Genomic DNA, 17,281 nt, shown 5'->3' on the forward strand with positions numbered 1-17,281 from the left:
TCACAGGGAGTCTCCGCTGGGGTTGAAGTGGCTGGGTAAGGTGCTCCAGCAGCCGTCGTAGTCGGCTTGCAACTGCTCACACTCCAGGGCAAAGCGGCTGGGGCGCAGGACCTGGCTCGTCTCGAACATAAAGGCCAGGGTGCCATCGAGCTTCACCGGGGCCAGTTGCGCCGCCATGGCGCGGGCGCAGGTGTCGGCGTCCGGGCCGTGGGCGCTCATGCAACTGTGCAGCGAAGCTCCCCCAGGCTGGAAGCCCTCGGCCTTGGCGTCGTAGGCACCCTCCACCAGCCCCATGAACTCGTTCATGACGTTGCGGTGGAACCATGGCGGGCGGAAGGTGTTCTCCGCCACCATCCAGCGCGGCGGGAAAATCACGAAATCCATATTGGCCTGGCCATGGGCGCCCGGCGAGGTCAGCACGGTGAAGATCGAGGGGTCGGGATGGTCGTAGCTGACCGTGCCGATGGTGTTGAAGCGGGAAAGGTCATAGCTGTACGGCACGTTATTGCCATGCCACGCCACCACGTCCAGCGGAGAATGCGCCAACTCGCACGTCCACAGCTCACCGAGGAATTTCTGCACCAGCACCGTTGGGCCGGTGGAGTCTTCATAACAGGCGGCAGGCGCCACGAAGTCTCGGGGGTTGGCCAGGCCGTTGCTGCCGATGGGGCCCAATTCCGGCAGGCGAAGCGGCATGCCATGGTTTTCGGCCAGGTAGCCTCGGGACTCCCCATCCAGCAGGGTGACGCGGAATTTCAGCCCACGGGGGATGACCGCGATCATGCCCGGCTTGATATCCAGCCTGCCCAGCTCGGTGAACAGCTGCACCCGGCCTGCTTGCGGCACCAGCAATAGTTCGCCGTCGGCATTGAAGAACACCCGGTTCATCGAGCGGTTGGCGCACCAACCATAGAGGCTGACGCCGCTGGCCGCCTCGGCGGGCGCGGTAGACGCCATGGGCCGCAAGCCGTCGAGAAAGTCTGTAGGCACCTGGGGGATTGGCAGCGGGTCCCAGCGCAACCGGTTGGGGTTCACCGGGCCCATGGCCAGCCCGGGCAACTGCTGGCCGAGGCGTTCGAAGCGCGGGTGCAGGGCCGAGGGCCGGATGCGATATAGCCAGGTGCGCCGCGCCTCCGCGCGCGCCACGGTGAAGGCGGTGCCAGAAAACTGCTCGGCATATAACCCCAGCGGCGGTCGCTGCGGTGAGTTATGCCCCAGCGGCAGGGCGCCGGGCAGCGCTTCGCTGCTGAAATGGTTACCGAACCCGCATAGAGGGGCTTGTGTGTCGGTCATCTCGTCTCCTGGCGCCTGGCCTGGTTATTTTTATCGTAAACGGATTACGCATAACGTAATTTGCCCTGGAATAACCGTCAAGCTATAAAGAACGCCCTTCTTGACCGGCCATATGGCAACCCATGGACTCCACCCCTGACAGCAGCAACGGCAAGCAGAAAGTGCGCTCGGCCGAAGTCGGCACCGACATCCTCAAGGCACTGGCCAGCCTCTCGCCTTCGACTTCGCTGTCGCGCCTCGCCGAGCAGGTTCAAATGCCCGCGAGCAAGGTCCATCGGTACCTGCAGGCGCTGATCGCCAGTGGCTTCGCCGAACAGAACCCCGCGACCAATCACTACGCGCTCGGCCGTGAGGCCCTGCGGGTTGGGCTGGCGGCACTGGGGTCGATGGATGTGCTCAAGCAGGCGGCGCTGCCGTTGTCGCAACTGCGCGACAGCCTCAACGAGACGTGTTTTCTGGCAGTGTGGGGCAACCAGGGGCCGACCGTGGTACGGATCGAGCCTGCGGTGCGCGAAGTAACGGTCGTCACTCAGATCGGTTCGGTGCTGCCCTTGCTGGGCTCATCTACGGGGCTGGTGTTCTGCGCGTTCCTGCCCGAGCGGGAAACCATAAGCCTGCGTGAAGCGGAACAGCGCGCTCTGCCACTGGAACGGCAAGCAGCCTTACAGCCGCTGCTGGCGACGATTCGCGACACCGGCATGCATCACGTTCACGGCTTGCTCCTGCCTGGCGTAGACGCGCTCTCTGCTCCCGTGTTCGATGCGATGGGCAGGGCGGTTGCGGTGATGACCGTGGTAGGGCCCAGCTCGATGTTCGATGCGCAGGCAGAGGGGCCGGCGGCCGCGGCCCTGCGCGACGCCGCGGCGGGCGTAAGCTGGCGCATGGGGCATGAGCCGAACGCTGGGCGATTGTTACCGCCAGCGCAACGGTGATTGTCAAACAATCGGATTTACCCCACGCGCCCTGGCCCGTATCCTTGCGGCCGTTTCCACCGAATGGTTCGCCTTAGGCTCAAAGCATCCAAGTTAATGCTGACTTAAGCGGCCGCCGCCAACATGGCCAGGTGGTATGAGGGTAACCCCCCGACGTTGTTTGGTAGCTCCTGAACTAACGTCTTTGCTTGGCCGCTGTGTGCGCAGCGGCCTTTTTTATTACAGCCTCACTCCGCTAACGCTCGCGCGAACGCTTCCAGCCAGGGCTCGGCATCGGCTTCCGGGGTAACGCTTTCGCTGGCGTCCAGCCTCAGCATCGGCTGTATTTGCCGAATGCCTAATTCCTCGAACAACTCCGCCAACAATTCCCCACCCGCGCAAAAACTGTCGCTGTAGCTGGAATCTCCCAATCCGATCACGCCACCGGGCAACCCCCGTAGCGCCGCCGGAAGATTGTCACGAAGCTCGCTGTACAGCGGCAGCAAGTTATCGGGTATCTCACCCATGCCGGTCGTCGAGGTAACGCCTAACAATGCCTGGGGATGGTGCGCCAACAATGCGGTGAGATCGCCCCGCGGGTCGAAATAACATGAATGGCCTGCAGCTTCGAGCTGCTTGGCCGCGTGACGGGCAACGTCTTCGGCAGTGCCATAGACGGAACCGGAAAACAGGGCGACTCTCATGCCAGGGGCTCCTAGAGACAAGGCTTGCAGTCTAACAGGGCAACTAAAGGCAGAGTCGATGCCGAGCGCATCGGCGTGGGTTAAACTGCCGCCCTGCCAAGTGGCTGGCCGGGAGGAACCATGATCAACCCTAATCTGTTGCAGCTGGTTGTTGACGCGTCTAACGATGGAATCGTTATCGCCGAGCAAGAGGGCAGCGATAACATCCTGATTTACGCCAACTCGGCATTCGAACGAATGACTGGCTATACCTGCGAGGAAATCCTCTATCGCGACTGCCGCTTTCTGCAGAACGGCCAGGGGGATGAAAACGCCCGCCGCCAGTTGCGCGAAGCCATCGATAACGGACGCCCGGCACGGCAGATCATTCGCAACTTCCGCAAGGACGGCACAGCCTTCTGGAACGAGCTATCGATCGCTCCCGTATTCAACGAGGGCGACGGGCGACATTACTTCATCGGAATCCAGAAGAACGTGACCGAGCAAGTGACCGCGCGGGAACGAATAATGCAACTGGAAGCAGAACTGGCGTCGGCGCGTCAGGAAATTGTCCGCCTCAAAACTTCTCCACGGTGAACACGCAACGGCAATCGCGAGGTCTTTATGCAAACTTTCTCGTCTGTTCAGTGCTGATCGAGCCGTATCATGCGAAATGATGCCCTCCTGACGCAGGATGAACTCGACTTCATCCAGAGCATGCACGACAGCCTGGCCGAAGGCGCGGACGTCAGCGCCGGATTACTGGTCAACGGCGGCAGCCGGCTACAGGACCTGCTGACACGGCTGGTCGCGCAGGAACACGTGACCATCCAGGCTCAATACGAGAACCAGCAGTTGAGCTTTCCGCTGCGCCTGGTCGAGGATGAATTCCACGCTCAGCACATCAAGCTCGGCGCCCCGACGATTTACGAGGACGGCCCGATGGTCCGCCCTTGGCGGATGGCCCTCGCCGACGCACTGCCGCTGCAGGACCGGGAAGGCAAGCCCAGCGCGCTATGGGTGGTGGAGATTTCCGTCAATGGCGTGGTGTTGCAGGTCCGCGATGGGGCGCAGGCACCCGAGGTGTTTTCGTTGTGGCTGGCCCCGGTGGGCTATAGCCCTATTGCCTTGCGCGGTAGCCTGGAGCGGCAGATCGCCAATGGCCTGATGGCGTATCGGCTGATCCCCCACGATCCTCAGGAAACCGAACGGCTACGCCATTACATCCTTGAGCAGCACCGCCTGGCACACCCGCAACTGCATACCTGATCAGGTATCCAGGTGCCCGGCGATGTACTGCAACAGCCGGCGCTGCATCAAGCGTCCATCCCCACCAAGGCAGGCGACCTGCGAATTGACCAACTGGTCCTGAATCAGCTCGCTCATTTCCCCGGCCAGCAGCAGCGGGCAATCGAGCTGCATGGCGAGCTTCATGAACCGCCGGGCCGCGTCGCTGCTGGGGGCGTGGTTGGAAAATAACACGATGGCCTGCGGCTGGATGCGCTCGCTTACCAAGCCCAGTTCTTCCAGCGGCTGGGCTAGGCCTAATGGCTGCACCCACACCCGTTCATTGCCCAGCAGCAGGGCTGCCACCAGCAGCTCGAGCTCATGGCACTGGCCGGGCACCGCGCAGAGCAGCACGTGGCTATCTACCGCTTCGCGCTGAATGAACTGTAGCCGCTTGAGCACTTGCCCACGCAGAAAGTGATCGAGGAACGCCCATTCGCTGGCCAGGCCAAAACCGTCCTGGCGAAGGCGCGCCTGCTCCCAGGCCGGCATGAAGATTTCTTCGAAGGCGACGGCCACCGGGTAGGTGGAAAATACCTGCCCGTAAAGCCGCGTGAGGGTCAGCTCGTCAAAACCCTGCACCACCGCCGCAAGCCGATCCCGCCAATGTGCATATTCCACCGAACCCTGAGCCGGCGCGCTGGGGGCGGTGGCTCTGTACGCCTGGCTTCGCGCCAGCAGCTTGCCTACCTTGCTAACGGCTACACCGCGCTCCAGCCAGCCAAGAATCGCGCGCACTTCCTCGACATCGGCAGGCGAATACAGGCGATGCCCGCTTTCAGTGCGCGTGGGCTGGATCAGCCCATAGCGCCGCTCCCAGGCGCGCAGCGTGACGGGATTTACGCCGGTAAGCCGCGACACTTCCCGGATGGGAAAGAGCTCCTGCTGGCTATAGCCAGGGTTTGCAGTGGGGTAGTGTTCGTGGTCGGTCATGCTGAGGAAAACCCGGCTGTGACAGGCTGTTAGGGAATTGTAACCGTTTGCTAAGACGTTTTGCTTGGCTGAACGTTTCGTCCAGCCCCCTTTCCGCGAGCATTGGGAAGGCGGCCGCAGACGTTGACGCTCAGATCAGGAATAATCCTTGCTTGAATATGTTCGCGCCTCACCACCCCGGGGCGCGGATGCGGCGACCTTACCCTGGACGCACGCCAGAAGCTCGGAGATACACAATGTCTACGCCACCTGTGACCATGCTGGTCGCACGCCGCGCCGCCTACGGCCGCTATCCGGAACTGATCGCCTGGCTGCAGGAAGGCGAGCACTTGGCCACCGATTTTCCCGGCTACCTAGGCTCGGGCATCCTGGCACCACCCGCCGGTGATGATGAGTATCAGATGATCTTCCGCTTCGCCAATGCCGCCACGCTTCACGCCTGGGAATATTCAGCGTCCCGCCAGGCATGGCTGCGGCGTGGCAACGGCCTGTTCGCGCAGCCCTCCGAACGGCGCATTCAGGGCATGGAGGGTTGGTTTGCCGCGCCTTCCGGTGAGGCCGAGGCGCCACGGCCGCCGCGCTGGAAGCAGGCGGTGGCGATCTGGCTGGCATTTTTCCCGGTTTCGCTGATGTTCAACTTCGTCTTCGGCCGCTGGCTCGGCGAACTTGCCCTGGCCCCCCGCGTGCTGGTGAGCACGCTGGCCCTTACGCCCCTTATGGTGTTTGTCTTCATACCGCTGTCTACGCGCCTGCTGGCACCCTGGTTGAATGCGGCGCCGCGGCTTGAAGCGGACACAAAGGGCAGCGTGCAGCCGCGGTAGGGAGGTTGGCGGGGGATTGCGCCTGCGCTAGTGTGGTGCCTCGGCCGTTGCCCCTGGCGCGGCAAGCACAGCGAGCCGCAGATGCCATCACTTTTTCCTATCCTGATCACCGGCGCGGGGCAGCGCCTGGGGCTGCACTGCGCCCTGCGCCTGTTGGCCGACGGCTTCCCGGTAATCGCAACCTATCGTAGTGAACGCCCGGGGCTCGCCCAATTGCGAGCCGCCGGGGCCGTCACCCTGCCCGCAGACTTCACCGATGAAGCAGGCATTCGCCGGTTTATCGACATACTCAAGGCCCACACCGAAGGGTTGCGGGCAATCGTGCACAACGCCTCGGCGTGGCTGCCAGACGGGCCGGAGGGTGACGCAAGCGCCTTTGCGCGGATGTACCACGTGCACATGCTCGCGCCGTATCTGATCAATCTCGAATGCGAGGCCCTGCTCAAGGCCAGCACGGCTGCGGATATCATCCACATCAGCGATGACGTGATCCGCAAAGGTAGCGCCAGGCATAGTGCCTATTGCGCCACCAAGGCCGGGCTGGACAGCCTGGTGCTGTCGTTCGCGGCGCGCCTGGCACCAGCGATCAAGGTCAATGGCATTGCCCCAGCGCTGATTACCTTCAACGAGCAGGACGACGACGCCTATCGGCACAAGGCTCTGGCAAAATCGGCGATGGGCATCGAGCCTGGCGCCGAGGTCATCTACCAAAGCCTGCGCTACCTGCTCGACAACTGCTACGTTACGGGCACCACCCTGACCGTGAATGGCGGTCGACATCTGAAATAGAAGCCAATGGAGCTTGCCCCCATGTCAATGCTTGAGCCAGGAATGGCCCGTATCCGGGTGAAGGACCTTCGCCTGCGGACCTATATCGGCATCAACGAGGATGAAATCCTCAACAAGCAGGATGTGTTGATCAACCTGACCATCCTGTATCGGGCCACCGATGCGGTACGTGACAACGACATCGATCACGCGCTGAACTACCGCACCATCACCAAGGCGATCATCCAGCACGTGGAAGGTAACCGCTTCGCCCTTCTCGAAAGGTTGACCCAGGAGATCCTGGACCTGGTGATGAATTATCAGGCCGTCAGTTATGGTGAAGTCGAGGTCGACAAGCCGCATGCACTGCGATTTGCCGAATCCGTCTCGATAACCCTGGCTGGCCGCCGCTGAAGCCTGCCGTTGCCGACACGCCACCCAGCCTTCTATCATCCCGCCCCCATCCCTGCAGGAGCCCTTACATGAACGATCAACAGCGCCTGGAACTGGAAGCCGCCGCCTTCCGCCGCCTGGTGGAACATCTGGGCAAGCGCACCGATGTGCAGAACATCGACCTGATGAACCTGGCCGGTTTCTGCCGCAACTGCCTGTCCAAGTGGTACAAGGCTGCCGCCGATGAGCACGGCGTCGCCATCAGCCAGGACGATGCCCGCGAGGCGGTCTATGGCATGCCATACGCCGAGTGGAAAGCCCTCTACCAGAAAGAAGCCAGCCCTGAACAGGCGGCGGCCTTTGCCCAGGGAAAAGCCCATGACTGATATCAACGCCTTCCGCGCCAGCCTCGAAACCGGCGAGAACCTGTTCGCCGACACCCTGGCATTCGTGGCCGACCACTATCACTACAGCCCACAAGCCTTCGACAACGGCGCGGTCAGCAACGCTGCCGGGCAGAACGAGGGCTCGTGCAAAACGCTGGGGATGGCCAAGCTGGAAGGTCTGAGCGAGCTGGAAGCCTTGCAGGCCTTTGGCGAACACTATCGCGCCGTACTGGCCACCCCCGACGGCAGTGACCACGCCAACATTCGCGCCCTGATGGTGAGCGGCCTGGATGAGGTACGCTTTAGCGCCCCGCCGCTGGTTCGCAAGACGGCGATGGCCTGATTTAGAGTCAGCACCGTTCGCGGGCTGGGCCGGATGCTGCAGGAGCCGGCGCCGGCCTGCGAACCTAGGTAAGCTCGTTCCCGAGTGCTGCCCCCGGGCCTGCAGAGGCCTTGCTGTAGGAGCTGACGCCAGCCTGCAGCCCTGGGGGCCGAGGTTTATTCGAAGGTAGCGTTCTGTAGGCCGTCCAGGTAACGCTCTACGTCCAGTGCGGCCATGCAGCCGGCACCGGCGGAAGTGATTGCCTGGCGGTACACATGGTCGGCCACGTCGCCTGCGGCGAACACACCTTCCACATTGGTCGCGGTAGCGTTGCCTTCACGGCCGCCCTTGACTACCAGGTAACCGTCCTTGAGATCCAACTGCCGTTCGAACAGCGACGTGTTAGGCGTGTGGCCGATCGCGATGAACACACCGTCGACCTTGAGCTCCGACGTTGCGCCATCGTTATGTTTCAGGCGGGCACCGGTGACACCCGTGTTATCGCCGAGCACTTCATCCAGCACCGCATTGAGCTTGAGCTCGATCTTGCCCTCGGCCACACGCGCATGCAGCTTGTCGATCAGGATTTTTTCCGCTCGGAAGGTCTCCCGGCGGTGCACCAGGGTGACCTTTTTGGCGATGTTGGCCAGGTAAAGCGCTTCCTCTACCGCCGTATTGCCACCACCCACCACCGCAACGTCGCGATTGCGGTAAAAGAAACCGTCACAAGTGGCGCAGGCCGATACGCCCTTGCCCATGAACGCCTCTTCCGAAGGCAGGCCCAGGTAGCGAGCACTGGCGCCGGTGGCCACGATCAACGCGTCGCAGGTATAGGTCCCGCTATCGCCGGTAAGGGTGAACGGTTTGGTGGCCAGGTCTACGGCATTGATGTGATCGAACACGATCTCGGTTTCGAACCGCTCGGCGTGCTCCTGCATACGCTGCATCAGCGCCGGGCCGGTCAGGCCATGGGGATCCCCGGGCCAGTTATCCACTTCGGTAGTGGTGGTCAGCTGGCCACCCGCTTGTATACCAGTGATCAGCAACGGCTTGAGGTTGGCACGTGCCGCATAAACGGCCGCGCTGTAACCGGCAGGGCCGGAGCCCAGGATAATCACACGGGAATGACGAAGCTCAGACATGACACACTCCTGTCGACCGGCCAAAGAGTGCCGCGTCGTAGTGCCGGCTTGACCGGCTTAAGTAAAAAAGGGTTACGGCCATTCCGGGAAGGTTCGTCGCCATAACCCCTGAAATCTGCCACCAGCGCTTACAAGCCCTGGGCGTTTTCCGCCAGGTAAGCGGCAACGCCCTCGGCATCGGCCTTCATACCCTTTTGCCCTGGACGCCAGCCCGCGGGGCACACCTCACCGTACTGTTCGGTGAACTGCAGCGCTTCGACCAGCCGCAGCATCTCGTCTACCTCGCGCCCCAGCGGCAGGTTATTGACCACTTGGTGTTGAACAACACCCTGCTGGTCGATCAGGAAGGAAGCCCGCAGCGCAACGCCATCCGCATGCTCGATACCGTACGAGCGCGTGATTTCATGCTTGACGTCCGCCACCATCGGGAACTCGACGGCACCGATGCCGCCCTTCTCGACCGGCGTGCTGCGCCAGGCGTAATGGGTGAACTGCGAGTCGATCGACACGCCTACCACCTCTACACCCAGCTCACGGAAACGGGCGATACGGTTGTTGTGGGCGATGATTTCCGAGGGGCACACGAAGGTGAAGTCCAGCGGCCAGAAGAACAGCACCACGTACTTCCCGCGCAGCGATGACAGCGTGAAGCTGTCTACGATGCTGCCGTCGCCGAGCACGGCGGGAGCGTCGAAATCCGGGGCCTGGCGGTTGACCAGAATACTCATGGGGCATCTCCAGAAAGGGTTGAAAATTGAAGTGCGTGAAGCTTAACGAGGACCAGCCGGCTTGGGAAATACCCTTTGGCAATTCTGCCCATAGGGGCCGCCTATTCGTCCTCGCTCGGTACCGGCAAGGGCCATGACTATGTTTCCAAGCGCTGCGGAGCGCTTTTCCCGTTCACTCAAAGCCGGTACCGTGCCGCCAACATCTCTGTTGGAGCAAGCTTTCCATGCCATTGCCTGTCCTTTCCGGCCCGCAATACCTGCGCCATGGGCTGAAGCTGGTGCTGAGCCCAGGGCTGCGGCTGTTCGTGCTGTTGCCCCTGTCGATCAACCTGGTGTTGTTCGTGGGTTTGATTTATTTCGCCGGCCACGAGTTCAGTCTGTGGGTAAGCCAGCTGATGCCTGTTCTGCCCACCTGGCTGGGCTTGCTCAACTACATCCTTTGGCCGCTTTTCGTGATGCTGGTCCTGCTGATGGTGTTTTTCACCTTCACCATGGTGGCGAATATCATCGCCGCGCCGTTTAACGGCTTCTTATCGGAGAAGGTGGAAGGCGTGGTCCGCGGCACGGATGTTTCTCCGCCGTTCAGTTGGGCGGAACTCGCCGCCCTGGTGCCGCGCACCTTTGGCCGGGAAATGCGCAAGCTGGCGTACTACCTGCCCCGGGCGGCCGGCCTGCTGGTGCTGTCATTGATCCCCGGAGTGAACATCATTGCCGCACCGCTGTGGCTATTGTTCGGGGTGTGGATGATGGCCATCCAATACATCGACTACCCCGCCGACAACCACAAGATGAGCTGGGACAGCATGCTCGCCTGGCTGCGACAGAAGCGCTGGGCCAGCCTCAGCTTTGGCAGCGTCGTGTACGTGGCGCTGCTGATCCCCCTGGTCAACATCCTGATGATGCCGGCAGCAGTGGCCGGCGCGACGCTCTTCTGGGTCCGCGAGCGCGAGGCCTCCAACCCGCCCGTGGCATAGTTATTTAAAGCCAGAACGGAGCAGGAGTTGGCTCAAATGGCGCCCCCTGAAATTGCCTCAGGGGGCCAGGGCAGGTTAGCCCCATTTGAAGGAACGACTATGAGCGATAGCGAACGGGATTTCAGCCATGTGGAAGGGTTTGAACAACTGGCCGAGCGGGTCTATGCGGAGCTGCTTGCGGCGATGGCGGAACATGGCTTGAGCCCAGACCTGAACCCGGACCAGGTCTATCTGAACGGTGTCAACAACCTCGAAGAACGGCTGGTGATCTACTCAGAAAGCCTGACCTACGCCACTACCCGGCGGATCCTCGAGCAGGACCCGCCTTCCCCAGTGGACAGCGACACCGATACCCTCGGGGTGTTCTTCGTGGCCTACAGCTTCGCCGATGAGCACCGGGTCCCGGACCACACGCCAGCGCAGGTCAGCCAAGCCATGGAAGCGGTTTATTTCCGGCTTGTTTAACCTCCTCGGTTGACCCTGCTTGCGTTCAGCTGAGGTTGCCTAGCGCATCCCGGCTGAACGCCAGGATGTCATCGTCACGCCCCTCCCGCACCTTGACCGCCCAATCCGGGTCTACCAGCAACGCGCGCCCCACCGCCACCAGATCGAACTCCTGCTGCTCCAACCGAGCAACCAGGCCGTCCAGGCGGGCGGGCTGCGCCACCTCGTCGGTCTTGGCCATGAATTTAAGAAACTCCCCATCCAAACCAACGCTGCCCACGGTGATTACCGGTTTGCCCGTCAGGCGGCGCGTCCACCCGGCAAGGTTGAGCCCGGCGACATCGGCTGGGGCATCGGGGAACTCCGCCTCCCAGAAGCGCCGGGTGGAACAATGGAAGATATCCACGCCCGCTTGCGCCAACGGCTGCAAAAACTCCTCGAGTGCCTCGGGCGTCGGCGCCAGCCGCGCGCTGTAATCCTGCTGCTTCCATTGGGAGAAGCGGAAAATGATCGGATAGTCTGGCCCTACCGCTGCGCGCACAGCCTGTATCAGCTCGACCGCGAAGCGCGAGCGACCTTGCACGGAGCCGCCGTAGGCATCCTCCCTTTGGTTGCTGGCCTCCCAAAAGAACTGGTCGATCAGGTAGCCGTGGGCACCGTGAATTTCCACCGCATCCATGCCGATGGCCTTCGCGGCGGCCGCAGCCTCGGCGAAGGCCACGATTACAGCGTCGATGTCGGCTTGGGTCATGCCATGGACGACCACTTGGTCGTCTTTGCGTTTTTCCATTGGGCCATAGCCAGGCACTGATCCGTCGGGCTCAGTACCCAACCGCCTCACATTGCCCACGTGCCACAGCTGTGGAGCGATCTTGCCACCTTCGGCATGCACCGCCTCGACGACCTTGCGCCAGCCAGCCAGTGCATCCTCGCCATGGAAGCGCGGTACGTTTGGGTAGCCGTTGGCAGCTGGATGATCGACTGTGGTGCCTTCGGTGATGATCAAGCCAACGCCTGCGGCCGCGCGACGACGGTAGTATTCGATCACCTGGTCGTTAGGTACGCCACCCGGCGAGAACGAGCGCGTCATGGGTGCCATGACAATGCGCGACGCCAGCGTGAGCGGCCCCGAGACGAAAGGTTGAAACAAAGATTGCACCGACATTTGCGCTGTCTCCGTGTAGTTCAGGGAGCAAGCTTAGGCATGACGGGCGCGGCGGCCTACCATTATTGATGCGGGTGATTGCACGCCCCGCAGGTCAGCCCAGGGCGCCTTCGATAGCGTTTAGCAGTGCGGGGTCTTGCGGCGGAGTGCGAGGGGAAAAGCGAGCCAGTACACGGCCGTCCTTGCCGACGAGAAACTTTTCGAAGTTCCAGGAGATGTCCCCAGGAAACTCCGCGCCCTCGCCAACCAATAGCCGATACAACGGATGACGCTGGTCGCCGTTCACCTCCATCTTGGCGGTGAGCGGGAACGTCACGGCATAGTGAGTGCTGCAAAAGGCCTGAATCTCGGCCTCAGAGCCCGGCTCCTGACCGCCGAACTGATTGCAAGGTACACCGAGCACCGTAAAGCCACGAGACCCGAAGCGTTCTTGCAAATGCTCCAGGCCTTCGTATTGCGGGGTAAGGCCGCACTTCGACGCCACGTTCACCACCAGCACCACTTGGCCGGCGAAACCGTCCAGCGGCAGCGTGCTGCCATCGAGTGCAACGAGTCGAGTGTCGTGAAACGCGCTCATGTCCCTTCCCCGCAACCGATCAGTGGTGGTGGCCGCCTTCGCCGTGAACGTGACCGTGGGCCACTTCTTCTTCGCTGGCGTCACGTACGTCCACTACCTTGACCTTGAAGTTCAGGCGCTGGCCGGCGAGCGGGTGATTGCCATCAACGGTGACGTCATCGCCGTCCAGGTCACGAATGGTGACGATCTGCATCTGGCCATCGGGCGCGGAAGCGTGGAACTGCATGCCGACTTCCAGCTCATCGACGCCTTCGAACATGCTGCGGCTCAGGGTGCTGACCAGCTCGGGCGAGTATTCGCCGTAAGCGTCTTCGGGTTCGATGGTCACATCCACTTCATCCTGAGGCTGCTTACCTGCGAGCGCCTTTTCCAGGCCCGGAATGATGTTGCCGGCGCCATGCAGGTATACCAGCGGCGCACCGCCGGCCGAGCTGTCGATGACCTCACCAGCATCGTTGGTGAGGGTGTAGTCGATGGACACAGCCTTGTTGGCGGCAATGAGCATGGGGTAAGACCTTTGCACAAGAGATTAGAAGACCTCAGTGTAAACAAGCATGGTGACGATTGCGAATATGACGAGCCTGCGGCGGGTGCGCTCGGCGGGACTTTGGCGGTACCCTTGGCTCATCTGGCCCAGCAGTGAAGAAAGACCGCGGCCTGTTTTGCTGACCGAGACATATCATGCAAACCTTTTTCATCGCGCCAACTGATTTTGGCGTTGGCTTGACCTCCATCAGCCTCGGGCTGATCCGCACTTTGGAGCGCGCCGGGCTCAAGGTAGGGTTCTTCAAGCCGGTAAGCCAGCCGCACCCCGGCGACACCGGGCCGGAGCGTTCCAGCGAATTGGTGGCACGGACCCACGGGCTCAAGCCGCCCTCCCCTCTGGCCCTTGGCCATGTAGAGCGGATGTTGGGCGACGGCCAACTCGATGAACTCCTTGAAGAAATCATCACCCTTTACCAACAGGCAGGCGTGGGCAAGGACGTACTGGTGGTCGAAGGCATGGTCCCCACCCGCCAGGCCAGCTATGCCGCACGGGTCAACCAGCACCTGGCCAAGAGCATGGACGCGGACGTGATTCTCGTCTCGGCCCCGGAAAACGAAGCACTGGCGGAGCTCTCCGGGCGGGTGGACCTGCAGGCTCGCCTGTTTGGCGGGGCCAGCGACCCGAAGCTGATCGGCGTCATCCTCAACAAGGTCCGCACCGAAGAAAGCATCGAGCAGTTCGCGGTGCGCTTGCGCGAGCATTCGCCGCTGCTGCGCGCGGGAGACTTCCGCTTGCTCGGCTGCATCCCTTACCAGCCCGAACTCAATGCCCCGCGGACCCGCGATGTGGCCGAACTGATGGGCGCGGAGGTGATCAACGCCGGTGACTACGAGCAACGGCGAATGTCGCGCATCATCATTTGCGCCCGTACGGTGCTCAACACCTTGCAGTTGCTCAAGCCGGGCGTACTGGTGGTTACCCCGGGTGACCGTGACGATATCCTGCTGGCCGCTTCACTGGCATCGCTCAATGGCGTTCCGCTGGCGGGCGTGCTGCTCACCAGCGACATCCGCCCCGACCCTCGGGTGATGGAACTATGCCGAGGTGCGCTGCAGGCCGGCCTGCCGTTGCTGTCGGTCAGCAGTGGCTCCTACGACACCGCCACGCGCCTGAATCAGCTGAACAATGAAATTCCCGTCGATGACCGCGAGCGCGCGGAGAACATCACCGATTTCGTCGCCAGCCATCTGGATGCCGCCTGGCTCCACCAGCGTTGCGGCACCCCGCGCGAACTGCGGCTGTCGCCAGCCGTGTTCCGTTACCAGTTGATCCAACGCGCGCAGCAGGCGAACAAGCGCATCGTGCTGCCGGAAGGTAGCGAACCCTTGACGGTGCAAGCCGCTGCGATCTGCCAGGCGCGGGGCATTGCGCGCTGCGTGCTGCTGGCCAAGCCTGCCGAGGTCGAGGCGGTTGCCCGTGCCCAAGGGCTGGAATTGCCAGCAGGGCTGGAGGTCCTCGATCCGGATGAGATTCGCGGGCGTTATGTAGAGCCTATGGTGGAGCTGCGCAACAGTAAAAACCTGAACGCGCCCATGGCCGAGCAGCAGCTGGAAGACCCGGTAGTGATTGGCACCATGATGCTGGCGCTGGATGAAGTGGACGGGTTGGTTTCCGGGCTGGTGCACTCCACCGCCAACACCATCCGCCCGGCCTTGCAGCTGATAAAAACCGCGCCAGGCTGGAGCCTGGTGTCTTCGGTGTTTTTCATGCTGTTTCCAGACCAGGTCGTGGTGTATGGGGATTGTGTAATGAATCCTCACCCGGACGCTGCCGAGCTGGCCCAGATCGCCTTGCAAAGCGCGGACTCCGCGCAAGCCCTGGGTATCGCGCCGCGGGTCGCCATGTTGAGCTACTCCAGCGGTCAGTCCGCTGCCGGCGAGGAGGTGGAAAAAGTTCGCGAGGCCACGCTCCTGGCTCGCGAAACGCAGCGCGATCTATTGGTGGATGGGCCTCTGCAATATGACGCGGCAATCAACGAGGCGATTGCCCGCCAGCTGGCACCGGACAGCGAGGTCGCAGGCCGCGCCACGGTGTTCGTGTTCCCGGACCTCAACAGCGGCAACACCACCCATAAAGCGGTGCAACGCAGCGCAGATTGCGTAAGCCTCGGGCCAATGCTGCAGGGGCTGCGCAAACCGGTGAGCGACCTGCCCCGCGGCGCTCAGGTCGATGACATCGTGTACACCATCGCCCTGACCGCCATCCAGGCAAGCCGCTCGACCTGAGCTGGCTCGCCAGGCGCTTACTGCTGAGCGGGTTGCTGATACTGCTGCCCAGGGATGGGCTTGAGGTTCACCTCGACGCGGCGGTTCTGCGCGCGGCCATTGGCGTCGGCATTGCTGGCGATGGGTTGGTCAGGGCCGGCGCCACGCACGGACAGCCGCGCCGGATCGACGCCCTGCGAACTCAAATAGGTGCTCACGGCCTGGGCCCGTTGCAGGGACAGGTCCATGTTGTGCTGGCGGCTGCCGGTGCTGTCGGTGTAACCGACGATCTCGATGTTGTTCTCGTTGAACTGCTTGAACGAGCCCGCGAGGTTGTTCAGCGGCGAGTAGAAACTTGGGGCAATTGCAGAGGAGTCTGTGGCGAAGGTGATGTTGCCGGGCATGATCAGTTTGATCTGGTCCCCCTGGCGCTGCACTTCCACGCCAGTGTTGGCCATGCTTTCGCGCAGGGCCTTTTCCTGGCGGTCGGCATAATAGCCATAGCCCGCGGACGCGGCACCTACCACCGCGGCGCCAATCAATGCGCCCTTGCCGCGGTTGTTATGGTCGATGGCAGCACCCGCTACCGCCCCGGCCAGCGCACCGAGCCCGCCGTATTTGGTGGTGTTGTTGACACCTTGGCCGGTTTGGCCCTGGCTCCCCTGGCCTTGGTTCGCATAGGGGTTTTGCCCAGCGCAGCCGGCCAACACGGCAACAACGGTAGTGACGAGGATCAGGCGGCAAGGGGTGCGCATCGGGGACTCCTGGTTACGAATAGGCATCGGGAAAGCGTGCATTACGGATGCGGATTTGAGCCTGGGAGGCCTGGCAAATTCCAGTGACGTTTGTTTCACGGTTTTTCCCAAGCGCCCCGCACGTCGGCCTGGCGGGGCTCTACCGTACCGCTGGTCAGAATGCCATCAAGCGCCCAAGCAGCGTGCCGTTAACTCCGAAGTAGCGCCATGGAAGGCAAATAGTGCTACGCCTGCCCGGCTGAAGCCTCCCGAGTGAGGGCCAGCCCACTCGAGCATTACAAGCATGATCGACCTGACAGTCTGGAACCTTACGCTTCCGATTCAAACGCCTGCGCTCACCGTGGCCACCGCCGCGATTCCCAGGCTACAAACGTCCTACTTCACCAACACGGGTGACAAGATTGTGTTCTGGGCGCCTGTAACGGGTTCGCACGCAGGCAGCAGCGACTTCCCTCGCTCTGAGCTGCGCGAAACCGCCACAGACGGCAAGGCTCGCAATTGGTTGTACAGCAGTGGCCTGAACACGCTCAAAGGCACCCTTTCCGTGGATCAGGTGCCCTCGACCGGCCGTGTGGTCGTGGCGCAAATCCACGCCAAGGACGCCGCCGCCCCGCTGCTCAAGGTGGTTTACCGCTATGCCAACGGCACCGGCAACATCGACCTGGAATATCGCGTTAACCCGACCGATGTGAAGAGCCCGGTGGCTTACACCGTACCTAACGTGCCGCTGAACAAGCCCTTTGCCTATGCCATCCAGATGAACAAGCAAGGCAAGCTGACGGTGCTGATCAACAATGCCGGGCCACAAATCCAACTGGCGCCGTCGTGGTATGGCTATGCGTTCTACTTCAAGGCTGGTGTGTACACCCTCGACAACGTGGGCTACGCCACCGAGGGCGGCAAGGTCACGTACACGCGCCTGGACGTGAGCCACCAGTAACGATGATC

The 17,281-nt window shown here is 62.2% G+C and carries 20 protein-coding genes and 1 pseudogene; 12 read left to right on the top strand and 9 right to left on the bottom strand.

From position 1 onward, the window contains the following. On the bottom strand, positions 1–1,293 hold the full coding sequence (gene hmgA, locus OGL93_RS11005; protein ID WP_263262672.1) for a homogentisate 1,2-dioxygenase: 1,293 nt from the start codon (positions 1,291–1,293) through the stop codon (positions 1–3). Positions 1,294–1,415: 122 nt separating this feature from the next. Between hmgA and OGL93_RS11010 the strand changes: the two genes are divergently transcribed. Next, positions 1,416–2,225 carry an IclR family transcriptional regulator gene (locus OGL93_RS11010; protein WP_263262673.1) on the top strand — a complete coding sequence of 270 codons (810 nt, stop codon included), beginning with the start codon at positions 1,416–1,418 and terminating at the stop codon, positions 2,223–2,225. 227 nt (positions 2,226–2,452) lie between these two features. Here OGL93_RS11010 and OGL93_RS11015 read toward each other — a convergent pair whose 3' ends face one another. Continuing rightward, positions 2,453–2,908, bottom strand: coding sequence for a flavodoxin (locus OGL93_RS11015; protein ID WP_263262674.1), 456 nt, complete (start codon positions 2,906–2,908; stop codon positions 2,453–2,455). A 120-nt stretch (positions 2,909–3,028) separates the two neighbouring features. Between OGL93_RS11015 and OGL93_RS11020 the strand changes: the two genes are divergently transcribed. Continuing rightward, on the top strand, positions 3,029–3,484 hold the full coding sequence (locus tag OGL93_RS11020) for a PAS domain-containing protein (RefSeq protein WP_263262675.1): 456 nt from the start codon (positions 3,029–3,031) through the stop codon (positions 3,482–3,484). 69 nt (positions 3,485–3,553) lie between these two features. After that, positions 3,554–4,156: a hypothetical protein gene (locus OGL93_RS11025; protein ID WP_263262676.1), complete on the top strand. Its 603-nt coding sequence runs from the start codon at positions 3,554–3,556 to the stop codon at positions 4,154–4,156. Here the strand turns inward: OGL93_RS11025 and OGL93_RS11030 are convergent, their stop codons facing one another. After that, positions 4,157–5,107 carry a MerR family transcriptional regulator gene (locus OGL93_RS11030; RefSeq protein ID WP_263262677.1) on the bottom strand — a complete coding sequence of 317 codons (951 nt, stop codon included), beginning with the start codon at positions 5,105–5,107 and terminating at the stop codon, positions 4,157–4,159. It abuts the gene before it with no gap. A 236-nt stretch (positions 5,108–5,343) separates the two neighbouring features. Between OGL93_RS11030 and OGL93_RS11035 the strand changes: the two genes are divergently transcribed. From OGL93_RS11035 to OGL93_RS11055, 5 genes are all read left to right on the top strand, one after another. After that, positions 5,344–5,928, top strand: coding sequence for an antibiotic biosynthesis monooxygenase (locus OGL93_RS11035; RefSeq protein ID WP_263262678.1), 585 nt, complete (start codon positions 5,344–5,346; stop codon positions 5,926–5,928). An 81-nt stretch (positions 5,929–6,009) separates the two neighbouring features. Next, the gene (folM, locus tag OGL93_RS11040; protein ID WP_263262679.1) at positions 6,010–6,717 is read left to right on the top strand and encodes a dihydromonapterin reductase; all 708 of its coding nucleotides are present in this window, start codon (positions 6,010–6,012) and stop codon (positions 6,715–6,717) included. 21 nt (positions 6,718–6,738) lie between these two features. Further along, the gene (gene folX, locus OGL93_RS11045; RefSeq protein WP_263262680.1) at positions 6,739–7,110 is read left to right on the top strand and encodes a dihydroneopterin triphosphate 2'-epimerase; all 372 of its coding nucleotides are present in this window, start codon (positions 6,739–6,741) and stop codon (positions 7,108–7,110) included. Between the two features lie 68 nt (positions 7,111–7,178). Then, a complete protein-coding gene (locus OGL93_RS11050; protein WP_263262681.1) occupies positions 7,179–7,475 on the top strand; it encodes a DUF1244 domain-containing protein in 297 nt (98 codons plus the stop codon). After that, complete coding sequence (locus OGL93_RS11055) at positions 7,468–7,818, top strand: HopJ type III effector protein (RefSeq protein WP_263262682.1); 351 nt, start codon at positions 7,468–7,470, stop codon at positions 7,816–7,818. The genes OGL93_RS11050 and OGL93_RS11055 overlap by 8 nt, the downstream gene beginning before the upstream one ends. Before the next feature lie 155 nt (positions 7,819–7,973). Here OGL93_RS11055 and trxB read toward each other — a convergent pair whose 3' ends face one another. Further along, positions 7,974–8,939, bottom strand: coding sequence for a thioredoxin-disulfide reductase (gene trxB / locus OGL93_RS11060; protein ID WP_263262683.1), 966 nt, complete (start codon positions 8,937–8,939; stop codon positions 7,974–7,976). 128 nt (positions 8,940–9,067) lie between these two features. Next, positions 9,068–9,667, bottom strand: coding sequence for a peroxiredoxin (locus OGL93_RS11065; protein WP_263262684.1), 600 nt, complete (start codon positions 9,665–9,667; stop codon positions 9,068–9,070). A gap of 224 nt (positions 9,668–9,891) precedes the next feature. Here OGL93_RS11065 and cysZ point away from each other — a divergent pair, with 224 nt between their 5' ends. Beyond that, complete coding sequence (cysZ, locus tag OGL93_RS11070) at positions 9,892–10,641, top strand: sulfate transporter CysZ (RefSeq protein WP_263262685.1); 750 nt, start codon at positions 9,892–9,894, stop codon at positions 10,639–10,641. A gap of 99 nt (positions 10,642–10,740) precedes the next feature. Next, positions 10,741–11,106 carry a hypothetical protein gene (locus OGL93_RS11075; protein ID WP_263262686.1) on the top strand — a complete coding sequence of 122 codons (366 nt, stop codon included), beginning with the start codon at positions 10,741–10,743 and terminating at the stop codon, positions 11,104–11,106. A gap of 25 nt (positions 11,107–11,131) precedes the next feature. On the opposite strand, the gene OGL93_RS11080 is transcribed toward OGL93_RS11075, so the two are convergent. The 3 genes from OGL93_RS11080 to OGL93_RS11090 form a co-directional block, all read right to left on the bottom strand. After that, on the bottom strand, positions 11,132–12,250 hold the full coding sequence (locus OGL93_RS11080; protein WP_263262687.1) for an NADH:flavin oxidoreductase: 1,119 nt from the start codon (positions 12,248–12,250) through the stop codon (positions 11,132–11,134). Between the two features lie 94 nt (positions 12,251–12,344). Then, entirely contained in the window at positions 12,345–12,827 is a 483-nt protein-coding gene (locus tag OGL93_RS11085; protein WP_263262688.1) for a glutathione peroxidase, read from the bottom strand. Between the two features lie 19 nt (positions 12,828–12,846). After that, a complete protein-coding gene (locus OGL93_RS11090) occupies positions 12,847–13,332 on the bottom strand; it encodes a peptidylprolyl isomerase (protein ID WP_263262689.1) in 486 nt (161 codons plus the stop codon). A 176-nt stretch (positions 13,333–13,508) separates the two neighbouring features. On the opposite strand from OGL93_RS11090, the gene pta reads away from it, so the two are divergent. Next, positions 13,509–15,599, top strand: coding sequence for a phosphate acetyltransferase (gene pta / locus OGL93_RS11095; RefSeq protein ID WP_263262690.1), 2,091 nt, complete (start codon positions 13,509–13,511; stop codon positions 15,597–15,599). A 17-nt stretch (positions 15,600–15,616) separates the two neighbouring features. Here pta and OGL93_RS11100 read toward each other — a convergent pair. Then, positions 15,617–16,341, bottom strand: a pseudogene (locus OGL93_RS11100) (OmpA family protein); the annotation flags it as partial. 275 nt (positions 16,342–16,616) lie between these two features. Here OGL93_RS11100 and OGL93_RS11105 point away from each other — a divergent pair. After that, positions 16,617–17,273 (top strand): polysaccharide lyase family 7 protein, encoded by a 657-nt coding sequence (locus OGL93_RS11105; protein ID WP_263262691.1) that lies wholly within the window; start codon positions 16,617–16,619, stop codon positions 17,271–17,273. Positions 17,274–17,281 lie beyond the last annotated feature (8 nt).

It is taken from the genome of Pseudomonas sp. RIT-PI-S, assembly GCF_025642975.1.
GTDB lineage: Bacteria > Pseudomonadota > Gammaproteobacteria > Pseudomonadales > Pseudomonadaceae > Aquipseudomonas.